Source organism: Paenibacillus sp. YAE3 (genome assembly GCF_057546105.1).
Genome location: NZ_BAAIYF010000011.1, coordinates 67,812 through 90,948 on the forward strand (window position 1 = coordinate 67,812; position 23,137 = coordinate 90,948).

The window sequence follows — 23,137 nt, forward strand, 5'->3', positions numbered from 1 at the left end:
CGTCCAGACGCAAATCCCGGCCCATGCCGCGCCATTTAGCCGCGAAACTGTTCCTAAAAAAAACAAAGACCCGGAAATCCGGGCCTTGCCGTCATTTATTTTCAAACAAACCGAGCCGGTTCCGGAAGGAACCTTGAAGCCGGGCACGCTGTTGGCCTTGTTCTTCTTCGCTGTTTAAGCCCTCCAGAAGTCCCGTCAGTTCGTCGAACCAGGCTTCATCCCACGTGGACAAGGCAAGGTCGATCAAGCTTTCGAGATTCTGCCGGTCTGTAAGGGGGGCTGCCGGAAGCTGCTTCAGCCACGAGCTGCGCACCGCGACCGTTTTGCCGACCGCTTCTTCATGATCCGATTGAACGACCCGTACTCGAACGATCTCCTGCTGGGCATCCAGCGTCTCGATATATCCGTGAATAAACTCTCCGTCTACCGTCTTCCCTTGAACCCAATCGCCAATTCCGAATTTCATTCTTCCACCGCCTTACCTTAAATTGGTATACAAACTGTAACTGCGTATATAACAAAAAGAAGATTACTGTAATAATACTAAACACAGTTAGCTATGTCAAATCCGGGTGGCGCGAAATAAAACATCAAGCAGCGATTCGCTTCATGTCTTCATTATATTCAACTCCCGGCCCGCAGTTCCGCTTTTCCTCACGTGACACTCCTCCTTTATTCATCCTTTCCGCATAAGCTGACCCTTATGCCATGATCCCCGGCACCCGCAGCCAATGGAAGGCGCAAGACCATCCTCCTTGTTCAAAAAGTCCCCTTGTCAGGTTCATCCTAATATTGACAGCGTTTACATGACAGTGACATAATGTGTACTAAATTCCACAGCCATGGGAGGAGTCGCGTGCAAAAAGGGTTCGTCTCATTCAAGCATATGAAGATCAAAAACAAACTTTCCCTGCTGATCGCTTTGATCGTCGCGACGACGTTCGCTTTTGCGCTGATTGTCCTGCAGTACGCCTTTTCGGTGTATGACGAGCAGCTGTATCAAAAGTCCTCGCAGGTGCTGCATTTGTCTTCCTCCGCGATCGAAAAGGAGCTGGAGCGGATCGAGCAGCTGTCCTTCAGCGTCGCGACCGACACGCAAATCCAGTCCCTGCTCCGTTCCATCGCCGACAGCGATTCCGACTACGACCGCCTGACCCTGCGCCAGCGCTTGGTCGACCGGCTGCTCAATTACGTCGGTTCCGAGCCGTCCCTCTATTCCATCCATGTCGTGGATGCCCGCGGGGCCCAGCAGGATCTCGGCAGCGTCATTCCGATCGCCCCGGACAAACGGGCTTCCATCTTGAAGCTGGCCGCGGAGGCCAAAGGCGAAGCCCGGTGGACCTATCCCGACGCTTCCGACCCTGCCCTCATCCTGTCGCGGGATATCCGCTCCTACTCCGGAACGCTGTTTGACCTGAAGGAAATCGGCACGATATTTATGCGGATCAACATGGACCGGATCATCCAGGAGCTGGCGGCCGAGGAAGGCGTCTTCATGATGACGGCGGGCACCGTCGTGATTTACCCCTCCAGGCTCGATTTCGACCCGTCCGCCTTACAGGACGCCCTCTTCGCGGGAGCCGGGTATTTTATCAAGGAAATCGATCATCAAACCTATTTCGTCGCTTACAACCGTTCGGCGGATACCGGATGGACCTACTTGAACGTCACGCCTTTCAACCGGATTTTCAAACAAATCGTGTTTATCAAAGAGCTTGTCGTCATCGTATTCATTCTTATTTTTGCCGTGGCCATCCTTTGCGGAATCCGCTTCTCCCGCAGCCTGACCCGTCCGATTGAAAATTTGATCGCCCGCATGAAACTTGCGGAAAAAGGAAATTTCGCCGAAGCGAACGTGCTGGCCTCGGATCAGGAGCCGCCGGCCATGGATGAGCTTGGACTGCTGCACCGGACGTTCCGCCTGATGGTCGAACGAATCAACGCGCTCATTACCGAAAACTATGCCAGCAGGCTGCTCATCAAGGAGACCGAATTCAAGGCGCTGCAGGCCCAAATCAATCCCCACTTTCTGTACAACACGCTGGAATCCATCAACTGGATGGCAAAGGTCAACAAGCAAACCCGCATCTCGCAAATGGTTCAGGCGCTGGCCTTTTTGCTGCGCAACGCCGTCAGCTTAAAGGAACCGATCCTGACGCTGGGGGAAGAACTGGAGATGGTACGGAATTACGTGACGATCCAGAAATTCCGGTTCGAGGACCGGTTGTCCTTCCGCATGGAGCTCGAGGAACGGGAGTATGCGCGCAAAATCCCGAAGCTGACCCTGCAGCCGCTGCTCGAAAACGCGATCCACTACGCGCTTGAGCCTTCGGTGAACACCTGCACCATCGCCATTTACAGCCGGTACGAAGCGGATGCATTTTGCCTGATCGTCGAGGACGACGGGCCGGGCATGCCTCCCGAAACGCTCGAACTGCTGCGGGAAGGAAAACTCGTTGCGGCAGGAAACGGGATCGGGCTGTTGAATATTGACGAGCGGATCCGGTTTGCCTTCGGGGAGCTGTGCGGCGTGGACATCGACAGCGCCCCCGGCCAAGGAACCCGCGTGATCATCAAGTTGCCAAAAGAATTGGAGGGATAAGCAATGTATAAGGTTCTTCTGGTAGACGACGAAAGGATTATTTTGGACGGCATCTCCCAAATGGTCGATTGGTCCGCATTCCGGACGGAGCTGATCGGAACGGCGCAGAACGGGATTCAGGCTTACGAAAAAATCGTCGAGGCGGCGCCGGATATCGTCGTCAGCGACATCCGGATGCCGGGCCTGGACGGTCTGGAGCTGGTCGCCAAAACCCACGGCACCCATCCCGCCGTCAAATTCGTGCTGCTCTCCGGTTACGGGGAATTCGAATATGCGAACCGCGCCATGCAATACGGCGTGAAGCATTATTTGCTGAAACCGACCGACGAGGTCAAAATAGCCGAAGCGCTCAGGGAAGTCACGGAAGAGCTCGACCGGCAGCAAAGCAGGGAAACGTTCATCCGCGACATGAGGCGGCGTTTCGAGAAAGTCATCCCCCACGCGAAAGAACAGGTGCTCAAGGAATTCGTCACCAACAAAACCTACGGAACGCGCGACCTGGAGGAATACCGCGGGCTGTTCCCTTATCCCTTCGATCAGCCGATCCGGCTTCTGCTCTGCCAGCTTGAGGGCGAAACGGATTTCGAGCACCGGTTTGCCGTCAAAAACATAGCCGAAGACGTGCTGCAGACGACGTTATTGAGCACGACGATCGGCGACCACGTGCTGATTTTGATGGCCGATCCGCAGGATCAGGAGTCTTTTTACCGCAGCCTTCAAGACGTCCGCAGCACCTTCCGCCTCTACTACAAAACGAACGTCACCATTGCCGTCAGCGATCCCGGCCCCATGGCGCAGGCCAGAAGACTGTACCGCGAAACGCTGCGATGCCTGGATTACCGGTTTTACCTGGACGAAAGCGGCATCATTACAAGACAAGATGCACTCTCCCCGGGCAGCCAAGACGCGGAGTTTGATTTCGACGAAGAACGGCTCATCCTTCCGGTTCGCTCCGGCCGCGCCGAAGAAGCGGCGCAGGCCTTATCCGGGTTCATCGCCGAAATGAAACGCGCCCAGCTCGGCATCGACATGGCCAAGTCGTACGCGATCCGGCAGTACGCTTCCCTTATCCGGCTGGCCGATCCGGAACGGATGGACGAAGCGTATAAACGCATCCCCGAAATTGCCGAAATGGAATCGCTGCAGGCGATCCATTCTTTTCTCGAACATGCAGTCCAAGAGATTTCGCGCCGCAACGCTGAACGGAATGCGTGCAAATATAACGCCATCGTCCGGAAGGTGATCGACATCGTGGAGGAGCATCTGGGAAACTCCGCGTTGTCCCTGAACATGGTCGCCCATGAAATGCTTTACATGAACGCCGATTATCTCGGCAAGCTGTTCAAAAAAGAAACCGGCGAGAAATTTTCCAATTACGTCATGCGGATCCGCATTCAGCGGGCAACCGAGCTGATGGCCTCCGATCCGGACGTCAAAATCTTCGAAATGGCCGAAAGGCTCGGCTTCGGCGACAATCCCCAATATTTCAGCCAAGTGTTCAAAAAACAGGTGGGCTGCACGCCGTCGGAGTATATCCGCAAAGCTGCCTTGGATTGGGGCCGCGCCAACGCATGACCCGTATAAGGACCGGGCTGGGCATAAGTTGTACATACAACCTGTCCGGCCTCTGTCCCGCCCTCTTTTCCCTAGCGGCATGCAGAAAACCGTGGAGCCCCCGCCGTGCCACACCTCTGCTTTTTAAACAAACAGGTCGGTTTTTTTCCTTACCCCGAAGGAGGCAAATATCGATAATGAACTTGTAAGCACAATCAGTTTAGGAAACGGTTCACGATAAGGGGAGGAAATACGATGAGAAAAACGTTCACTGCCGTATTGCTGTTTTCCTTGATGGCCAGCCTCATCGGTTGTTCGGGAGGAGGAACGGCGGATAAATCGGGCGGCACGGCGTCGACGCCGAAACCTGCGAACCAGGAAGCTTCCGGCGATAAAGGCGGAGATAGCAAAGAGCCGGTCAAGCTCCGCATCGCTTGGTGGGGCGGCCAGTCCCGGCACGATTACACCCTGAAGGTCATCAAAATGTACGAGGAAAAACATCCGAACGTCACGATCGAGCCGGAATACGCGCCGTTCGACGATTACTGGAAAAAGCTCGCGCCTCAGGCGGTAGCCGGCGGCCTGCCCGACATCATCCAGATGGACATCTCGTATTTGAGCCAATATGCCGGGCGCAACCAGTTGGCGGATCTGAAGCCTTTTACGGACAGCGGCGTGCTGGACGTCAAAGACGTGAGCGAAAACGCGCTGAAAGGCGGGGAAGTGGGCGGCAAGCTCGTAGCCATGAACCTCGGGGTCAATGCGCTGCAAACGACGTTCGACGTGGAAACGATGAAGAAAAACGGCATCGATATCCCGTCCAAAGAATGGACATGGGACGATATGGACAAGATGGGCGCCCAAGCGAAAGCCAAAGGGCTGCTAATCGGCGGCTTTGCGTTCCGCCACGACGTCTTTTTCCCTTATTACCTGAGAACGATCGGCCAAAAAATGTACAGCGAGGACGGCAAAACGCTCGGATACGCCGACGACAAACCGTTTATCGATTATTTCACCCGCTACCAAAAATGGTACGACAACGGCTATATTTTGTCCCTGGATAAAGAAGCCCAGAAAAAAGGCGTCGCCGAAGAGGACGAAATCCTGCTCGGCCACTCCGTCTCCGGCACCGGCTGGTCCAACCAGTTCCTGGCCGTCGCCAATCTGGTGAAGGACCGTCCGCTGGAGCTGAATCCGATGCCGGGCCCAGGAACGAAAGAAGGCCTGTTCCTGAAGCCATCCATGTATTTCTCCATCGCGGAGACGTCCAAACAGAAGGAAGAAGCGGCGAAATTCATCAGCTTTTTCATCAACGACATCGAGGCGAACCAGCTCATCAAAGGCGAACGCGGCGTACCGGTCTCCTCCAAGGTGAAAGAAGCGCTGAAACCGAATTTGACGGAAAACGAAGCCAAAATTTTCGATTACGTCACTTGGGTCGAATCCAACAGCAGCCCGATGGATCCTCCGAATCCGATCGGAGCAGTGGAAATCGAAAAGCTGCTGCGCGATCTGAGCGAAAAGATTCTGTTCAAGAAAATCGCGATCGACGAGGCGGCCGCCGAATTCCGCAAAGAAGCAAACGCCATTTTGGCCCGAAGCCAGAAATAACCCAGTAACCTGTCAAAGAGAGCCGAAAACCGGTAGCGGTTGCCGGGCTCTCTTTTGTTGTGCGAAAGACATGCATTTTCCGTGATTCCACACCTCTGCTTTTTGAACAAAGAGCCCGGTTTTATCCATTACTCCATCCGCCGCCCGTTTCTATAATCGAGATATACCAAGGATTTTCGCTAAATCCTGAACCATGTTGAGCCTAGGAGTTGACGTTATGAAAAAGCTGCGGGATAACGAGCACATCACCGGTTATGTTTTTACGGCCCCGTTCGTGCTTGGCTTTCTGATCTTTACGCTGTATCCGGTGTTGTCCTCGCTGTATTACTCCTTCACGGATTATAACCTGATGGAGGCGCCGAGATGGCTCGGCTTCGACAACTACAAACGGATGTTCATGGACGACGAAAAAGTCGCCAAATCGTTTCAAGTCACGTTTACGTACGTCCTGGGCAGCGTGCCGCTGCGCCTCATTTTCGCCTTGTTCGTGGCGATGGTGCTGAACACGGCCACCCGGGCCGTCGGGCTGTACCGCTCCGCCTTTTACCTGCCCTCTCTCATCGGAGGCAGCGTGGCGGTGTCGATCATGTGGCAGCAAATTTTCGGAGACCAGGGGCTGGTCAACTCCTTCCTGACGCTGATCGGCATCCCTTCCTCGACCTCGTGGATCGGCAGCCCCAGCACCGCGCTGTGGACGCTGATCGCGTTATCCACCTGGCAGTTCGGCTCGTCGATGATCATTTTTTTGGCGGGGCTAAAAAACATCCCGAAAGACTATTACGAAGCTGCGAGCGTCGACGGGGCTAACGGGGTCCGCCGCTTCTTCCACATCACGCTCCCGATGCTGAGCCCGATCATCCTGTTCAACCTGACGCTACAGACGATCTCCGCGTTTATGACGTTTACGCCGGCGTACATCATTTCCCGCGGGGAAGGCGGTCCGCTGGATCAGACGCTGCTGTATTCGCTTTATTTGTACCGCAAGGCGTTTTCGCATTTCGAGATGGGGTACGCCTCGGCGCTGGCCTGGATCATGCTGCTCATCGTCGGCGCGCTGACGCTGCTGATCTTCAAATCATCGACCCGCTGGGTTCATTACGAGACGAAGGGAGATTAACCCCATGGCCATGTCGAAACCGAAACGCATCCTCTACCACGTGCTGGTCACGGTGTTCGCCCTGCTGATGATCTACCCGATCCTGTGGCTGGTGGCCAGCTCCCTGAAGCCGAACGACGAAATTTTTGCGACGTCCTACAGCCTCATTCCCAGCCGCCTCGAATTTTCCAACTATGCGACCGGCTTCCAGGGGTTCGGCGGCACGACGTTTGCGACCTTTTTCAAAAATTCTTTTATCATCGTCGTCATTTCGACCATCGGCGCGGTGGCTTCTTCCGCCCTCGTCGCCTTCGGGCTCGCCAGAACAAAGTTTTTCGGGCAAAAATTCTGGTTCGCCTGCATGATGGCCACCATGATGCTGCCCCATGACGTCGTCATCGTGCCGCAATACGTTATGTTCGCCAAGTTCGGATGGCTGTCTTCGTTCAAGCCGCTGATCATCCCGCATTTTTTCGGGACGCCGTTTTTTATCTTCCTGATCATGCAGTTTATCCGGACGATCCCGAAGGAGCTCGACGAAGCGGCCAAAATCGACGGCTGCAGCAAATACGGCGTGTTTTACCGGGTGGTCCTACCGCTGATCGGTCCGGCGCTTATCACAAGCTCGATTTTCTCCTTTTACTGGCGCTGGGACGATTTCATCAACCCGCTCATTTATTTGAACAGCCCGGACAAATATCCGGTGTCGCTCGCGCTTAAGCTGTTCCTGGACGGCGAATCCCTGAACAACTGGGGCGGCATGTTCGCCATGGCGACGCTGTCGCTGCTGCCGGTCGTCGTCGTCTTCTTCATTTTCCAAAAATACATCGTCGAAGGCATCAGCACAACCGGGCTGAAAGGCTGATCCGGCCGGGGGGCGCCGAATGGAATCACGAATGTATTCTCCAAGCACAAAACATTCTCGAAAGGGGCACGAACCATATGCCAGCACTCGTATTTGACGAAAAACAGATTCTTGAAACGATCGACCGCGTGGTCGACCGCACGTTCCGGATGGATTTCAGCTGGGACTGGCCGGGGGGCGTCGCCTTTTACGGCGTCTGCGAAGCTTATCAGGCAACGGGCAAAATCGAATACCTCGAGCCGCTGAAAGCCTGGGTCGATGAAAACATGGAGGACGGATTGCCCAAGCTGTCGGTGAACGGCGTCTCCATCGGGCATTCGCTGCTCACTTTGTACGAGGTGTACGACGATGACCGGTACATCAAAACGGCGCAGGAGATGGCCGACTATTTGACGCATGAAGCCGTCCGCTTCGGCGACGGGATTTTTCAGCACACGGTCAACTCGGAGACGTACAATTTCCCCGAGCAGGCGTGGGTCGACACGATGTTTATGGCCGGTTATTTCCTGCTCCGGATCGGGGCGGCACTGCAGCGGGACGACTATTTCGAGGACGGCCTGAAGCAATACCACGGCCATGAAAACGTGCTGCAGGACCCGGCCACGAATCTGTACTACCACGGATGGGACAACATCGCGGGCAACCATATGTCCGGCGTATTCTGGGCGCGCGGCAACGCGTGGGCGGCCTTGACGATGGCCCGGGCGCTGGAGCTGGTGCCGGTGACGCACCCGTCCTTCATGGTCATCGAAGGTTCGCTGCGCGACCAGCTCAGCAGCCTCGTCCGGCTGCAGGACGAATCGGGGCTGTGGCACACGATCGTGAACGATCCGGATTCCCCGCTCGAAACATCCGGCTCCGCCGGGATCGCCGCCGCGGTTTTGACCAAAGGCCGGATTTACAACAAATACACGCAAAAAGCAATCGACGGCATCCTGTCCAAAATTACAAGCGACGGCACCGTCACCGGCGTGTCCGCCGGCACCGCCGTCATGAAAGACGCCGCCGGATACAAAGGCGTGCCCGACAAGCGGATTCAAGGCTGGGGACAGGGGCTAACGCTGGCGTTTTTGTCGGAGCTGCTTAAAAATAATCCGTACTGAGGGGAGGTTGGCATGAAGAAGGGCCTCACCGCTGCAACGGTAATGGCCCGGGACGTTAATGACTGTGGATGCCACGGCGCGATAATATCGGCTGATCAAGCGAAAAACCACCGTTTAGGCCTACAACCTGCTTAACGGTGGTTCTCGCTTGTTTCGAAGCTTTTTTTGCGCACCAAAGGTAAAGCTTAAGGATGCCTGACCAGGGCTTAGCATTGCCCCAGTCGGTAGGGCATAATCCATGCACCCGTGTAGGGTGCGACGGAAACCGGATGCGGACTGGTTACTGACGTGTGCATATTTCAATCCACGCACCCACCATAGGGTGCGACTCTCTTGCTTAAATACTTGTAAATGCTTTTGACTTTATTTCAATCCACGCACCCACACAGGGTGCGACTCCGTTTTTTCAAACAAAAGGCCCGAAAAAACGGTTTATTACTCTTCATTCTCTAACAATAGATTGAATTTATTTCCATATGTGTAAAATCATCATGACTTTTCAGGTGCGAACCCCCTGGAAATTCATGTTCACTACCAGTTCGCACCAATTCATTTTCCCATTTTTTCACTTTGAGATTTCGACAAAAATCCTCCAAAACCTCCCATGAATAATGAATCCATGTACCATTTTTAAATCATGAACGCTTGCATTCTCCCGTTTTCCCTTTTAAACCGAGTTGCTCTGTCCCCACCGCAGTCCTTTGGAAAAAGAAAATAGGCGATTGCGTTTCTTTTTGGGTTTTTCCGCGAATACATACTCCTGCTCGTTTTGTACGACATTATGGGCAATATGGCGGAAGCGTCTTCCGCTCTCCAGCTCGGGATCCAGCGCGATGGGAATCCCTTTGGCTACCGAACGCATAATATCCATGTCCATATGTATGACTCCAATTAAACCGATATTGAGAATATTCATGATGTCTTCAAGCTTTATGGTCTGTTCGGCCGGATCATCCGCCATGTTGACGATAAGCTGCGGGGGAGCATCGATCATATCGCTCATCAACCCGATGATGCGGTCCGCGTCCTGAATCGCCGTCCGGTTCGGCGTCGTGACGATAATCGCCTCGTCGGCGGCGTATACGGCATTGCGGAACCCGTTTTCGATCCCTGCCGGGGAATCGATCAACACATAATCATAGTCTTGGGCGATAAAATGAACCACATCCCGAAACAACCCCGGGTCCTCGCCATGGTCGGCACTCCCGCTGCAGGAGATGAACGATAGGTTGGACAGGCGCTTGTCTTGGATGGTTACTTGATGCAGGCCGCATCTGCCCGCCATAAAATCGGAAATATCATAATTCAATCTGCTGCTCAGCCCGAGCGGAATGTCCAAATTCCGGAGGCCGAAGTCCGCATCGATCAAACAGACCTTTTGTCCCAAGCAAGCAAGGGATGTCCCTAAATTGGCGGTGACCGTCGTTTTGCCTACCCCGCCCTTACCCGAAGTAATACAAATGACTCTTGCCATTGAAGCAACACATCCTTCTGACCAAAATACGTGCTGTAACATTTATAACCATCGCACTAGGATGGCCATAACCTACTTACTTTAACATAGAGAAATATACAAAAACTCTACAAAAAACTGCTGTTTTTTTACATTTTTATCAGTGTCTATCGCATTGCAGCAGAGAACAGGGAGAAAACAACGCAAAAACCCGCCATTTCTACACGGGCTATTTAAAAAATCCTATTTGCCAAAACCTGAAGGCAGGGGTCAGCTCCGAAACTCATCTTTTTTTTGGGGTCATAAAAAAACGGCAGAAACCCGAACCGGGTTCTGCCGCTTATGCTGCTTGCCATTATGGCTTGGCTTGCGTCAATTTGCTCATCAAATTATAGATCATTTGGGCGCTTTCCGCCCGCGTCGCCGCCCCCGTCGGATGGAAGCGCTGCGGCGATTGTCCTTGCATCAGCCCCGAAGCGTACGCGGCCTGCACCGCTTCCTGTACCCAGGCCGGCGAAGAGGCGACGTCGGTAAACGCGGCCTTGCCGGCAGTATCGCCGGATCCGGGTGCGCCACCCGCCAGCTTATACGCGCGGGCGATCATGGCTGCCGCTTCCTGGCGTTTGATCAAAGCGTTCGGCGCGAAGCTGTTTTCGCTTACGCCCTGCACGATCCCGGCCTGCGCCGCCGCCGATACGGCATCCGCATACCATTGGTCCGCTGCCACGTCTGCAAACGGCGTCGTGCCGCCGCCCTTCAGATTCAGCATGCGTACCAGCATGGCGGCCATTTCCGCGCGGGTCACCGGCTGGTTCGGCGCAAACCGGCTGGCGTCGATCCCTTCGATCAGATGTTTCGCCGCCAGCTCCCGAATGACCTCCGCAGCCCAGTGATGTTCCGTATCCGCAAAGTTTTTGCGGTATTCCAACACGCCATAGGCAGGCTCAAGATCGAAGATTTCGGAGGTCAGCTTGCCGCCGGAAAGCGAGCCCCCGACATAATCCGGCGTGCCCGTTCCGGTCAGGCCGTAGATTCCGGACAGCTTCGCATTGACGTCCGTCGAGATCGGCAGCGTCAGCATGATCGGCTGCTTCAAGTCGGTCAGCGAATATACTTTGCCGTCCTGTGCCGTGATGCTTAGGCTGAACTTCAGGAAATCGCTGCCCGCACGGAGCGAAGCCCCCGCTTCATGTCCGGCTGCCCCAATCCGCTGCGCTTGTTCGCTGCTGCCAATCGGGTTCACGCTGAATCGGATTCGGCTTCCCGCACGCTGTCCTTCAGGGACCCGTTCGCTTACAGCCTGGAACACGGCCGCCGGAATCGTCAACGAGACCTGGCCGACCTGAATGTGTACCGGCTTGTTTTGCAGCATCGAAGCCGCACTGCCGGGCACAACCAATTCCGCGGACGGTAGATCCGTTTTGAAGGAAACGTCGCCTTTGGCAAGCGCGGACAGCTCGCTTTCCGATACGCTCCACGTTCCTTCATTTTTCGGAGGCGTCACCGGAGCAGGCTTACCGCTGCCTCCGCTATGGCCGCTGCCCTCATTGCCGTTAGTTCCGCCAGGATTTCCTCCCCCATTGCCGTTATCTCCACCCGGATTGCCCGGTGCTTGAACGTTCAACACATATTCTGCTTGGAACGCCTCGTAGGTTGCCGAAATAACGGCGGTTCCTTCCGCCAAAGCGGTGACCAGCCCCCGTTCATCGACGGATGCGACGTCCTTGCTGCTGCTGTCATAAATGACGCCTTCCAACAGCGGAATGCGGGTCCCGTCCTGATAGACCGCTTCCGTGACGGTCTGGTCGGTTTCGCCGACTTTCAGGCTGCCTTTTCCTTTCAAATGCAATGATTCCATCTTGCCATCAGGAACCCGGTCCACGGTAATCGTCGTCTCTCCGTACAAGTTCGGGTCGACGGCGCTTGTTGCTCTGACGACCGCCGTGCCCAGCCCCCGGGCAGTTACCAGTCCTTCGGCCGACACGCTGACCACCTCTGGATCCGCAGGGTCGGAGCTGTACACGGACCAAGTCACGCGTTTATCCGTCGCCTGCTCCGGCTTCACCTCCGCCGTAAGCTGGCGCGTTTCGCCGACGGCGAGCTTAACGTCCTGCTCCTTGATTTCCACGCTTTCCGGAGCCGTCATGTGTTTGGACAACGTGAACTGATCGACTATGCGCCCTCCTACCGTTTTCGTCACGAACTTGAGCTGATCTCCGTCGACTTCGACCGAGGCGTACATTTGCGTCGCTTCATCGTCCGTCACGCGCTGCCAATCCCGCTTCGTCAGCGAATAAAACTTCGGCCCCGTCGATCCGGCAACGACGTACGTCGTGCCTTGGCCGTCGCCGACGATTTGGTTGTCCAGCATCGGGTGCGTCCGCAAATAAATATGATCATGGCCGTTCAGGACGAGATCGACCCCGTGCTTTTCAAGAACCGGCGCCCACAACTGGCGGATGTCGGCCGTATCGTAGATGCTGCCGTACGGGCCGCGGTGGAAAATCGCGATTTTCCACGGTTTCGTCGTCGCGGACAAATCCTTTTCGAGCCATTTCTGCTGCTCTTCATACTGATATTCGCTGTTCAGCACCACAAAGTGGATGTTTTTGTAATCAAAGGCGAAATGGCTTCCCTTCAAGCTGTCCAGTCCGTTCCCCGGCTGATTGAAATGGGCCAGGAAATCGTTGTTTTCCTTCGTACCCATCACCTCATGGTTGCCGATCGCTGCAACGAGCGTCGTGTTCAGGAACGCCTCCTGCGCTTCGCTGAACCACCATTTCCATTCCTGCTCGTTGAAGCCTTTGTCGACCATATCCCCGACATGGACCATAAATTCGGCGTTTGGCGTACTTTCAAGCGCTTTTTTAACCGTGTTCCCCCACAGATGGAACCCTTTCAGGTCGCCTGCCTGGGAATCGGCAAAATACAGAAAACTCGTATGGTCCCCGGAAGCTTCGGCGGTTTTGAACGTCCCTTGCTCGCTGTAACGGCCTTGACCATCCCCTACGCGATACACGTATGCCGTTCCCGGTTCCAGTCCGTCGACGGTCGCTTTATGCACGCGCACGGTTCCGAGGTCCAGCGTTTGATACAAGTAACTGGTGCCGTTTGCTTTTTTGACGTTGGCCTGATCGAATCCGCTAAACTCCGACCACTTGGCAACTTCCACGACGGTCGGCTCCGTGCCGGGATGGGTATGCCAGGTGAACCCTCTGGAGGAGGCCGGGTCCGCGCCCATGCTGACGTTGATGTTGTACGGCGTTTCCGTTCCGGATAACGGGGACACCTTGAATTCGGCCACCGGACTGTACATGCCGCCTTTAGCCGCCTGTACCTTGTATGTCTGCACGTTCGACGTCAGGGATTTGGTTTTCAGCTGCCCCTGCGCGTCGGTCATGCCGATGGCCGCTTCATTGGCCAAAATTTGCGCCCCTTCCACGGGAGCCCCGGACTCCTCTTTCACCTGGAACACCGTCTCGTATCCTTGAATGTTTCCGTCCTCGTTCCAGGATAACGTCAGGCCGCTTTGGATCGCGGAGGACAGCGGCAGCCCAAAGAAGGTGTATTTCACGTCGCCCGTGCCGACGAACGAAACGCTGCCCGACTCGAAACGAATGACATGCTCGCCCGTCGCATCCTTTTTGACGTCGTATTGAATTTGTCCGATCAAATCCTGGTCGGTCAACGCGGCTTCGTTCAGCCTGCTCATCGTCAGCACGACCGTGCCCGTTTTGCCGTCGATGTCTGCCTGAGCCTGGGAAGCATCCAGCTTATGCCCCGGGACGAACCGCAGATTTTCCACTTTCGCGGGATCAAAAGCAAGCTTGATTTGCGCGTCCTTCAGTTCCGATGCTTTGACGCCTTTCAAGTCGACCGAATACGTATTTCCGGTATAAACCTTTTTTGGCGTGTCATAGGCGATCTTGGAAGCGCCGGTATCCACGTTGAACGTCCATGCTTCGGTCGTCCGGTTGCCGGACCGGTCCTTTACCGTCACCCGCGCCTGATGAACCCCGTCCGCAAGCGGCGTGGCCGGCGTGTAATAAATTCGCCCTTCCGGCGGATACAGCGTATGCTGCACCCGGACCCCGTCCACGTCGAAACGGATCGAATCGGGATCGATCAAGGTCGTTCCGGGATGCTGCGCCGGATCGTATCCGGCATCCTCGGCGTACACCTTGATGACCGGCTGGTTCGTACGAACCGTTTCGCCCTCGGCCGGGGAGAAGTTTCGGAGCACCGGAGGCTCCAGATCGTCTTCCGCCGGGCCATACAATGCGCGGATTTGGTCCACGTAGATGACGCCGGCGTCCTTTTTCGCTCCCGAAGTCTCCATGTAACGCACGGGCATGTCCATCGTCAGCGGCAGCGTTCTGCCCTTAGGTACATCGGCTTCGACGTACTTCCAGCCTACCCAGTTCACCCCGGTGTCTTGAGGAGTCAAATCGAGCGGGATCGCTCCTTTGCCGTCGCGCAGCTGCGCGCGCAGCCAGTGGGCTTTGCCGTCCCCGTACACCCACATGCTGATTTTCTCCGGATACCCCGGAATCGCGATCGGGGCGTTTTTCGTTTGCAGGTAAGCGCCCGACGTGCCCGGCATGCCGGTAAAGTCATATTCCAGCTTCAGCGAACCCGTGCCGAACCGCACCAGGTCCTCATTCGTTTCGATGCTGACCTTGGACGTTTTGAACTGGGCCCCGGCCGACGGCTGGTAAGCATCCAATCCGTTTTCGAAATCCTCCAATATGACCGGCGGCAATCCGATGTTTACGTCCACCGATGCCTCAACCCCTTTATAGCCGACAATAATTTTGCCGCTTTGTTCCGTTTGGTCCGTCGCCGTAAAGACGCCGTTTGCGTCGATCGATCCGATCGGCCCTTCCACGCGCCATTTCAGCTCGCTGTTATCGGCCTGAATGACCTGGCCGTTGCGCAGCGCCGTCACCTTGAGCTTTTCCGACTTGCCCGGCGCGAAGCTTTTCACTGCATCCCCGAAAGAAAGCTCGGTCAGCGTATCCACGACCTCCACTTTCGCTTCTCCGCGCAGCGCGCCCGAAGTCACGGCAATATCCGCCATGCCGGCTCCCGGTCCGGCCGTAAACACGCCTTGGTCGTCAACCGTGCCGATCTGCGGGTTCACGCTCCATTGCAGGGAACCGTTAAAAGCCGCCGGATGCAGGTTCGCATCCACCGCCGCCGCTTTGAAGGAAGCCGACGACCCTGCAAGCACGCGCTGCAGCTGCGGCTGAACGACAAGCTTGTCCGCCGTTCCTTCCGGCGCTTTGTTTACGAGCAATATCCCGTTTGCCGTCTTGCGCTCCCCTCCGTCCGAAGGGGAATTCAGCAGCTTCCGCTGGGTTTCGCCCGGCATCCGCGCAATGAAGGTGGAAGACCCTCCGCCATCGAGGTTCAGCGCGTTGACGACGCCCATGTCCTTCATGATCTGCGCAAGTTCGGCCAGCGTCACGCCTTCGCTGAATCCCGGCTGGCGCCCGTCGATTTCGAGCAGCACGACCGAGCCGTCCGCTTTCGTCCCGACCGCCGTGCGGGGATGGGCCGCCGGATCGGAATTCGGCTGAACCTGCCCGTCTTTGACGAGCAGCGCCGAACCGCCGATCGCCATCATAACGTCGCTCCATGCGCCGCTCAGCTGCAAGCTGACGCTGACCTCGTCCCCGACTTGGAGCCCGGCGAGGATATCCCGCTGCGTGCCCGAAGCGGACAAGACGACTTTGCCGTCCGCGATCGGCGTATTCCCTTTGTTCCCGTGGATGCTCTCCACTTTCAGCTGCAGCGTCTGCCCGCTTTTGACTTCGCCCTTCAGCACGCCAAGAACGACCTCATCCCCCAAATCGTTGGTCATCGTGGACGCGTGGAAATCCGGGGTATACAGCACCAGATCGTTGTTGCCGCGGGTCCGGTTGATCGCGCTCAGTTCCGCCGTTTTGCCGCCGATCGTCAACGTTTTGGCCAGGCTGGGGCTTGGGCCGTACAACGTCGTGCCGTCCGCCTTTAATCCGAAAGCGTACCAGTCCTTCGGGGGGCTGACCAGCAAGTTGCCGCCGCCCATAAACATCCCCAGCGGAACGCCACTGGACATATCGTAAAAATCCCCGTTAATCCCCGCGATGACCCGGTTTCCCGGCTTGTCCGCGTCGCCGGCCATCTTGCTGACGCCCTGCATGCCGTAGACCTTGCCGTCCGTCAGGCCCGGCTCCAGGGTAAGCGCGGCACTTTTCGGATCAAACTCGACCATATGGAGCTTTTCCAGCCCGCGATCCAGCTTCATATCCCTCCACGTATAGGTCGCGCCCGGCCCGATCTCGGCCTGCCTTTCATCGATTACGGTTCCGAACGCCGCCGCCCCCGCGACCTCCGCCCGCGCCTGCTGCGCCGGAAGCAGCATCGACAGCATCAGCGTGCCGCTCAGCAGCGAGGACCAAATCTTTTTCGTCCTTTTCCTCATCATCCTATCTTTCCTCCCATTCTTCCGCCAGCATTCGAGTCTTGCGTAGAACCATTTCAGAAAAGTATAGCGGCCCCTTGTTAAGCCTCCTCCCGTCCTTTCGTAAACGCATTGTAAAATATTATTTTGAAATTAATCTAAATCTAGCTGACTTTACTATAAAATTTAATTTCATAGAATTTAAGGAACTTTTTTCCTAGGGACAAGGGGCTATGCCCTTTGCGGCTTGGCGTCACCTTTTTCCGAAATTCAACATTTCCGGTCATCGATTGCCCGATTTCGCTGAACGCCGGATCTTGCCCTTAACCGCCCATCCATCATTTGACAGACTTCTCCAAAAAGCTTCATACTATGAATATGTGAAACTATGTACAGAAGGAGTCATTCCATGTCAGACAATCCGATCGAACAAATGAGGGTCATCCAAAAAGAGCTGAAACGTTTTATGATGACATATAAGTTTGCCTTGCAGGAAGTCGAAACGAAAATCAAAATTTTGCAGGAAGAATTCCAAATGCTCCACGATTACAATCCGATCGAACATACCAAATCCCGCTTGAAGTCGCCGGAAAGCATTTTGAAAAAGCTGATGCGCAAAGGCGGGGCAAGCTCCCTCGAGGAAATCAAGAAAACGATCCGGGATATCGCGGGCATTCGGATTACCTGTTCTTTCATTTCGGACATTTACCGAATCAGCGACATGCTGCAGAGCCAAAACGATCTGAAGACCCTTTCCGTCAAGGACTATATCAAAAACCCGAAACCAAACGGCTACAAAAGCCTCCATATGATCGTCGAAGTCCCGGTGTTCATGTCCGATCACGAGGAATCCGTCTGCGTCGAGATCCAAATCCGCACCATCGCCATGGACTTCTGGGCAAGCCTGGAACATAAAATTTTCTACAAATACTACGAATCCGTGCCGCAGCGATTAGTCGACGATCTGAAAAAAGCCGCGGACACCGCCTATGAGCTGGACACGACGATGGAGCAGCTTCACCATGAGATGGAGGATATCAAACGGTCCAACCAAGCGGACGGCAAAGGGGATTTTCAGCTGTTGATCGATAACGAGCAGTTTAAAATCCCTGAAAAATTGTTGAGCATCATTTCGCCCCCATCATGAACATTTGAAAATAGAGGCATGTCGCCGAAAAAGCAAAAAAACCGGTCCTGGATGGGTCCGGTTTTTCTTGTTTTATTTTGTACTGCTGTGCTGCGCCCTTTAGTTGCTCCCGCGATACGTCCAGTAGAGGAACTCGTCGTCCTCGCGGTCGATGCCGAATCCCAGCTTTTCGAGCACCTTTCGGGACGCGCGGTTCCCCGGCTCGCATCTGGCGGTCACTTTTTTGACCCCGTCCTGGCTTGTCGCCCATGCCAGCAAACCCGATGCGGCTTCGAAGCAGTAGCCCTTCCGCTGCTGGCTTTCGTTGGTCGCAAAACCGATCTCGATCATGCCGTTTTCATCCGGTTCGCCCAAAAAGCCGATCCCGCCCACGATTTCCCGCTCCGCCTTCGTTGCGATGATCCACGAATCGAATCCGCGAGTGCCGTTATTTTTGACCAGCAGCTCCCGAAAAAACGGCAGCGCATCGTAGAAGTCTTGTCCGGGCCATTCGCCGTTGGTTTTGTACCCTAACGCTTCAATGGCCCGCGCATCGCGCTCGGCTGCCGCATCCATGAGGTCCAGATCGAGCGTCTGCAGGATTAACCTGTCGGTTTCAAGTTTCATAAAGTCGTACCATGCCTCCTACACCAAAGTTCCACGGCATAAACGTTCATGCCCGGCATCGTACTATTTCGATATCGGCAGGCCAACATCCTGTCAGGGACCGGCTTATCAAGGCCATGGCCCCCTCCTTCCGGAGTATGTTGCGCCGTGGCCGCTCTACCGCTTTCACCCTATTCAGCTGTGCGCGTTTGTTGTTTTTGAAATGTCTACGATATAAGAGGTGATTTCCTTGATTTTTGTTTTGTTTAGACTGCTGTTGAAACGATAAACATGACAGAAGGCGTAGCTGGTATGGCCTTCGAGGTTCAGGATGCCGTTTAAAGAACCGGTATATCCGTGCGTAATGATATTGCTGATCACTAACTCCGTGGGCTTTTTGCTGATCAGTTTTTCAAGCATGCCGAGGACTTCATCTTTACCTTGCAATACGTTGCTGCCGATCAAATTCCATTGGATATCGTCAATGATCTTTTCCATGATAAAGCCGATATCGTTGGAAACGCAGGCAACATTAAACGCTCTAAGAAATTCCTTTTTGGGTGCGTTCCCGCAATCTTCGGCACAAATAATTTTCACCTGTTCGTTTCGGCTGTTGTCCCCTGACATACTCCCGATCCCCCTCATTCAAAGTATCTTTGACCATCATATTATACAAGCCATAGAGCTAATGCAAATATGAAACAGCAACAACCATGGCTTTATGAAAAATCGTTTCGGCATTTCGTCAAGCTGATTTTACACCGTTGTATTAAGAGGGTTCTTCCCTGTTTGTCAATGGGCCCATCTCATGAACTTAACAGAAACCTGCTGTTTTTTCTCACCCAAGTTTTTCAATTTCCTGTATGATGATGCTATGAAAAAAATATTATCCTTCATGGATTGGGGCATATTCGCTCTTCGTTTATACCATTACATGTTGCTGTTGTCCCGGGTTCTGGCAGGAAGCGAGTTTTCAGGTTGGACGTTGCTTAACGCAACCTGGTTGAGCATAGCCCTTGTCGTTCCTCTGCTGTTCTGGTTTCCCGGGCGCCGGATGAACAAAGCCTGGTTTTGCGTTCTGGAGCTGTTGCTCGGCGGTTCTTATTATGTGAATTCCGTCCTCCATCCGGAACTGACCTCCAAAGCGGACTATTTGCTGCCGAGTCTTGCCATAGGGTACTTATTAACGAAGCAGACATTCTGGATCATCCCCTTGCTTGCTGTCGTTCCTTTTTCCTTCCAGTCTTACTTAGGATTGTCTTGGGAACAAACCCTGGGCATCGGCACAGACAACCTGCTGTTCTGCTTCATCGGGATGTGGGCAAGCGTGGTGGCCAATGCGTATGATCAGAAAAATAAACTGGCAGCCGAAGTGGAGCAGCAAAATAAGCTGTTAACCCACTACACGGCCGAGATCGAGAACATGACTTTGCTTGAAGAGCGCAACCGCATGTCCAAGGAGCTTCATGATACGCTGGGGCATTCTTTTATCTCGCTCATTCTGAGCCTGGACGCTTCTATCGCCCTATTGGATAACAAGCCTGCCGAGGCCAAAGAACGGTTAATCCGCTTAAGGGCATTGGCTGAGCAAAATCTGGACGATATGAGAAACATCGTACATGAGATGGGGGAAGAAGAGGAATCCAGCCTGGTCCGGCAGGTCGAATCCCTTGCGGCCCGTTTCCGGGAGCACACGGGTGTGGCCCTGACTTTGAGTCTGCCGGGGACAGAGCGGTCCATACGTTTTGAAGTACGGCAAACGATCCTTCGGGTCATCCAGGAATCTTTTACGAATGCGCTCAAACATGGAAAAGCAACTCAACTGCATCTGGAGCTTGGTTTTTCCGGGAACCATCTGCAATTGTCCGTTCGCAATAACGGCAAGCCAATCGATAAACTCAATTACGGCTTCGGCCTGACCACGATGAAACAACGGGTTGAGCGGTTGGGAGGCAGCCTGCGCCTATCATCCGGGGAGGGAACTCCAGCGATCACCGAAGTCCGATGCGAAATTCCGCTTAAAGGAGCGATGCCGCATGGCGAAGATTAAAGTGCTGCTTGCCGACGATCAAGAGTTGATTCTCGAGAGCTTACATATCGTGCTGTCCATGGAAGAGGATTTGGAAATCGTCGGTTTAGCCAGAAATGGAGAAGAAGCCGTAAAGGGCTGCGAGCAGTTTAAGCCGGATATGGTGTTGATGGATGTCAACATGCCGGTCATGGACGGCGTCGCCGCAACGGCCCTGATTAAAGAGCGAATGCCCGCAACCAAAATCATCATGCTGACCTCCTATAAAGAAGTGGAATATGTGTTAGCGGCGTTAACCCATGGGGCGGAAGGTTATCTGCTCAAAGCCATTCATCCCAAAGACCTGGCTGCAGGCATCCGGGTGGTTCAGGCGGGAGGAACATTAATTTCGCAGGAAATGGCGGGTAAACTGATCAAGAACATGAACAATCCCCCCCTAGCGAAAAATAATGAATTCGGCCTCACCGCCCGTGAAATCGAAGTGCTGCAAAAGCTGGCTGCAGGCCTGCGTAACCAGGAAATTGCCGAGTTGTTGTATCTTAGCGAAGGGACGGTTAAAAATTACATCTCAACGATTTATTCGAAGCTGCATGTAAAAGGCAGGCGTGAGGCTGCCCGTAAAGCCCGGGATTCAGGAATCATGGATCATTAATTGTGACTAAAGCGCACTGCCTCTTTATGACTTTTTCAGCCTATACTCATAGCATCAAACCACAAAAGAGGCGATAAAAGGCATGAAGAAAAAAATGTCCGGAAAAGAGCAGCGGCAGCGCGGCCGGAAGTTAAGTGCTTGGAGTTCATTTTGGCGTTTCCCCGTCGTCTGGATGATTGCGGGGGCCGGCGGCATCATTCTCATCGATACGTTATTCAGGCAGCTGACGGCGCAAGTCGAGGGGACGGTTTCCCTTATTCTTACGCTGGTGATGGGCGCTCTGGCCCTCCTGGTTTATAAGCTCACGCTGACGTTCCTGGCCCGGCGGTCCACTCCGGAGATATCCGGACAGCGCGCAGGGATGGAAGCTATTCTGGGCGTATTGACCGGGACGATTTTTATCACAGGGTCCGCTTTGATTATTATGGCTCTGGGAGGGTACTCCTTTCAGTGGGCAGGTTCCGGGAATATGATTTCTGTTCTAATATCCACCATTGTAGCAGCGTTAGGAGCAGCCATTGTTGAGGAGCTTATCTTTCGCGGGCTTATGTTTCAAGCCATTGATCAATTGGGGGGAAGACCGCTCGCGCTTGCCGTGACCTCTCTATTCTTCGGCGTTGCCCATCTTGGAAATACAGGGGCAACCGTTTGGAGCGCGTTCGCCATCTTCCTGGAAGCAGGCGTGCTGCTCGGAGCCGCCTTCTTGTGGCGGCGGAACTTATGGTTTAGCATGGGACTGCATTTTGCTTGGAATGCCATGGAAGGCTTGCTTGGCATTCCGGTTTCCGGGCACGCCGCTGCCGGTCTCTTTACTGTAAAAGTGAACGGTGCCGCACTTGTCACAGGGGGCGATTTTGGACTTGAGGGCTCTATTGTTCCGGTTGCAGGCAGTCTTCTGTTCTCCATTCCGATGCTTATTGCGAGTGCAAGGAAGCGTAGGGGCGACGCCGGCGAGCCTCAGCATTAAAATAAACGGCAGGTTGGCCATCAGGCCGGCCTTTTTATATTTTGCAGACCGTAAACTCTACTTCCGCTCCCCGGATTGATTCTTTAGATGAAGAAAGTTCCTCATTAGGAGCGGCAAAGATACCAGAATTGGGGGATCATCTTGCCGGGCGGGATGAAGCATGACTTCCTGGTAACGGACAGGCGTGTAAGGTTGAACGGTAATCGGCGCGTGCGCTCGGGTACGCAAGGTCGCATGCGGCAGCAGGAAATCCTTCGTCTGCATCTCCCAAGCGACGGACGTTGCCATCAAATAATAAGTGCCGGGCCTGACATCCGTAAAACGAAAGCGTCCCAAGGAAGGAAGCAGCGTCCCGTATAACGGGAATCCTTCGGGAATCGGCTTGGCAAACAAGCCAATCAGGATGAAGCCGTCGAACGGAACGGCCGAACAGATCTCGCCTTCGATCGTGGAGTTGCCGGAAAGCAGAACAGAAGACATCGTTCCCCAGTCGCTCAAATTCCGCAACGACTTGAAGTGCGCTTCCGCTTCTTGCGCTGACCGGCGAAATTCGGACGGCGTCACGCCTACCCGCTCGGTAAACCGGGTCGTGAACGTGCCCAGGCTCTGCTGCCCGATCTCGAGTCCGATATCGCGAATGGTCAAGTTCGTCTGCAGCAGCAGGTCTTTGGCTTTCTGCAAGCGGAGAGCCGAGACATAATACATGGGCGAAAGCCCGATCTTCTCTTTGAAGATGCGCGTAAAATGAAACGGGCTGTATAGCGCAATGTCGGCCAGGCGCGAAAGCTGAAGCGGTTCGTCGATATGCTTGTGAATATAGGCAATAACTTCGTCGATTACTGGATAGTCATCGGTTACCTCTTTCGCCACGCCGTCACCCCGTTTTGAATATTTATCATGCTTTTCCATATTTTAAACCAGATCCGGCTTCTTCGACAATGATCGTCCCTAAAGCGATGATTCAGACGCGGCGGTTTAAGCCCAAAAATCCCCGCGGCCTGTTCGCCAGCGGGGATTTGTTTCGC

The 23,137-nt window shown here is 54.4% G+C and carries 16 protein-coding genes; 10 read left to right on the top strand and 6 right to left on the bottom strand.

Features of this window, described 5'->3' with window-relative positions:
• Positions 1 to 91: 91 nt before the first annotated feature.
• Complete coding sequence (locus tag AC27KL_RS20610; protein WP_487170860.1) at positions 92 to 466, bottom strand: hypothetical protein; 375 nt, start codon at positions 464 to 466, stop codon at positions 92 to 94.
• Positions 467 to 856: 390 nt separating this feature from the next.
• Between AC27KL_RS20610 and AC27KL_RS20615 the strand changes: the two genes are divergently transcribed.
• The 6 genes from AC27KL_RS20615 to AC27KL_RS20640 all read left to right on the top strand — a co-directional run bounded on the left by AC27KL_RS20615 (position 857) and on the right by AC27KL_RS20640 (position 8,831).
• Positions 857 to 2,602, top strand: a complete 1,746-nt coding sequence (locus tag AC27KL_RS20615; protein ID WP_487170861.1) for a cache domain-containing sensor histidine kinase — start codon at positions 857 to 859, stop codon at positions 2,600 to 2,602.
• A 3-nt stretch (positions 2,603 to 2,605) separates the two neighbouring features.
• Entirely contained in the window at positions 2,606 to 4,177 is a 1,572-nt protein-coding gene (locus tag AC27KL_RS20620; RefSeq protein WP_487170862.1) for a response regulator, read from the top strand.
• Positions 4,178 to 4,411: 234 nt separating this feature from the next.
• On the top strand, positions 4,412 to 5,767 hold the full coding sequence (locus AC27KL_RS20625) for an ABC transporter substrate-binding protein (RefSeq protein WP_487170863.1): 1,356 nt from the start codon (positions 4,412 to 4,414) through the stop codon (positions 5,765 to 5,767).
• A 193-nt stretch (positions 5,768 to 5,960) separates the two neighbouring features.
• Positions 5,961 to 6,884, top strand: coding sequence for a carbohydrate ABC transporter permease (locus AC27KL_RS20630; RefSeq protein ID WP_339323610.1), 924 nt, complete (start codon positions 5,961 to 5,963; stop codon positions 6,882 to 6,884).
• A gap of 10 nt (positions 6,885 to 6,894) precedes the next feature.
• Positions 6,895 to 7,728, top strand: coding sequence for a carbohydrate ABC transporter permease (locus AC27KL_RS20635; protein WP_487170968.1), 834 nt, complete (start codon positions 6,895 to 6,897; stop codon positions 7,726 to 7,728).
• A gap of 77 nt (positions 7,729 to 7,805) precedes the next feature.
• The gene (locus AC27KL_RS20640; RefSeq protein ID WP_487170864.1) at positions 7,806 to 8,831 is read left to right on the top strand and encodes a glycoside hydrolase family 88/105 protein; all 1,026 of its coding nucleotides are present in this window, start codon (positions 7,806 to 7,808) and stop codon (positions 8,829 to 8,831) included.
• A gap of 667 nt (positions 8,832 to 9,498) precedes the next feature.
• Here the strand turns inward: AC27KL_RS20640 and minD are convergent.
• Both minD and AC27KL_RS20650 read right to left on the bottom strand, forming a co-directional pair.
• Positions 9,499 to 10,305, bottom strand: a complete 807-nt coding sequence (gene minD / locus AC27KL_RS20645; protein WP_487170865.1) for a septum site-determining protein MinD — start codon at positions 10,303 to 10,305, stop codon at positions 9,499 to 9,501.
• Between the two features lie 334 nt (positions 10,306 to 10,639).
• Positions 10,640 to 16,756, bottom strand: a complete 6,117-nt coding sequence (locus AC27KL_RS20650; RefSeq protein WP_487170866.1) for a phosphodiester glycosidase family protein — start codon at positions 16,754 to 16,756, stop codon at positions 10,640 to 10,642.
• Positions 16,757 to 17,141: 385 nt separating this feature from the next.
• On the opposite strand from AC27KL_RS20650, the gene AC27KL_RS20655 reads away from it, so the two are divergent.
• Positions 17,142 to 17,879, top strand: coding sequence for a GTP pyrophosphokinase (locus AC27KL_RS20655; protein WP_487170867.1), 738 nt, complete (start codon positions 17,142 to 17,144; stop codon positions 17,877 to 17,879).
• 99 nt (positions 17,880 to 17,978) lie between these two features.
• On the opposite strand, the gene AC27KL_RS20660 is transcribed toward AC27KL_RS20655, so the two are convergent.
• Positions 17,979 to 18,485 carry a GNAT family N-acetyltransferase gene (locus AC27KL_RS20660; RefSeq protein WP_487170868.1) on the bottom strand — a complete coding sequence of 169 codons (507 nt, stop codon included), beginning with the start codon at positions 18,483 to 18,485 and terminating at the stop codon, positions 17,979 to 17,981.
• A gap of 174 nt (positions 18,486 to 18,659) precedes the next feature.
• Positions 18,660 to 19,091 carry a nuclear transport factor 2-like protein gene (locus tag AC27KL_RS20665; RefSeq protein ID WP_487170869.1) on the bottom strand — a complete coding sequence of 144 codons (432 nt, stop codon included), beginning with the start codon at positions 19,089 to 19,091 and terminating at the stop codon, positions 18,660 to 18,662.
• 247 nt (positions 19,092 to 19,338) lie between these two features.
• Here AC27KL_RS20665 and AC27KL_RS20670 point away from each other — a divergent pair, with 247 nt between their 5' ends.
• From AC27KL_RS20670 to AC27KL_RS20680, 3 genes are all read left to right on the top strand, one after another.
• A complete protein-coding gene (locus AC27KL_RS20670) occupies positions 19,339 to 20,514 on the top strand; it encodes a sensor histidine kinase (RefSeq protein ID WP_487170870.1) in 1,176 nt (391 codons plus the stop codon).
• Positions 20,501 to 21,145 (top strand): response regulator transcription factor, encoded by a 645-nt coding sequence (locus AC27KL_RS20675; protein WP_487170871.1) that lies wholly within the window; start codon positions 20,501 to 20,503, stop codon positions 21,143 to 21,145. Before AC27KL_RS20670 ends, AC27KL_RS20675 begins: the two co-directional genes overlap by 14 nt.
• A gap of 82 nt (positions 21,146 to 21,227) precedes the next feature.
• Positions 21,228 to 22,112: a CPBP family intramembrane glutamic endopeptidase gene (locus AC27KL_RS20680; RefSeq protein ID WP_487170872.1), complete on the top strand. Its 885-nt coding sequence runs from the start codon at positions 21,228 to 21,230 to the stop codon at positions 22,110 to 22,112.
• Between the two features lie 57 nt (positions 22,113 to 22,169).
• Here the strand turns inward: AC27KL_RS20680 and AC27KL_RS20685 are convergent, their stop codons facing one another.
• On the bottom strand, positions 22,170 to 23,021 hold the full coding sequence (locus tag AC27KL_RS20685; RefSeq protein WP_487170873.1) for a helix-turn-helix domain-containing protein: 852 nt from the start codon (positions 23,019 to 23,021) through the stop codon (positions 22,170 to 22,172).
• Positions 23,022 to 23,137: the final 116 nt, after the last annotated feature.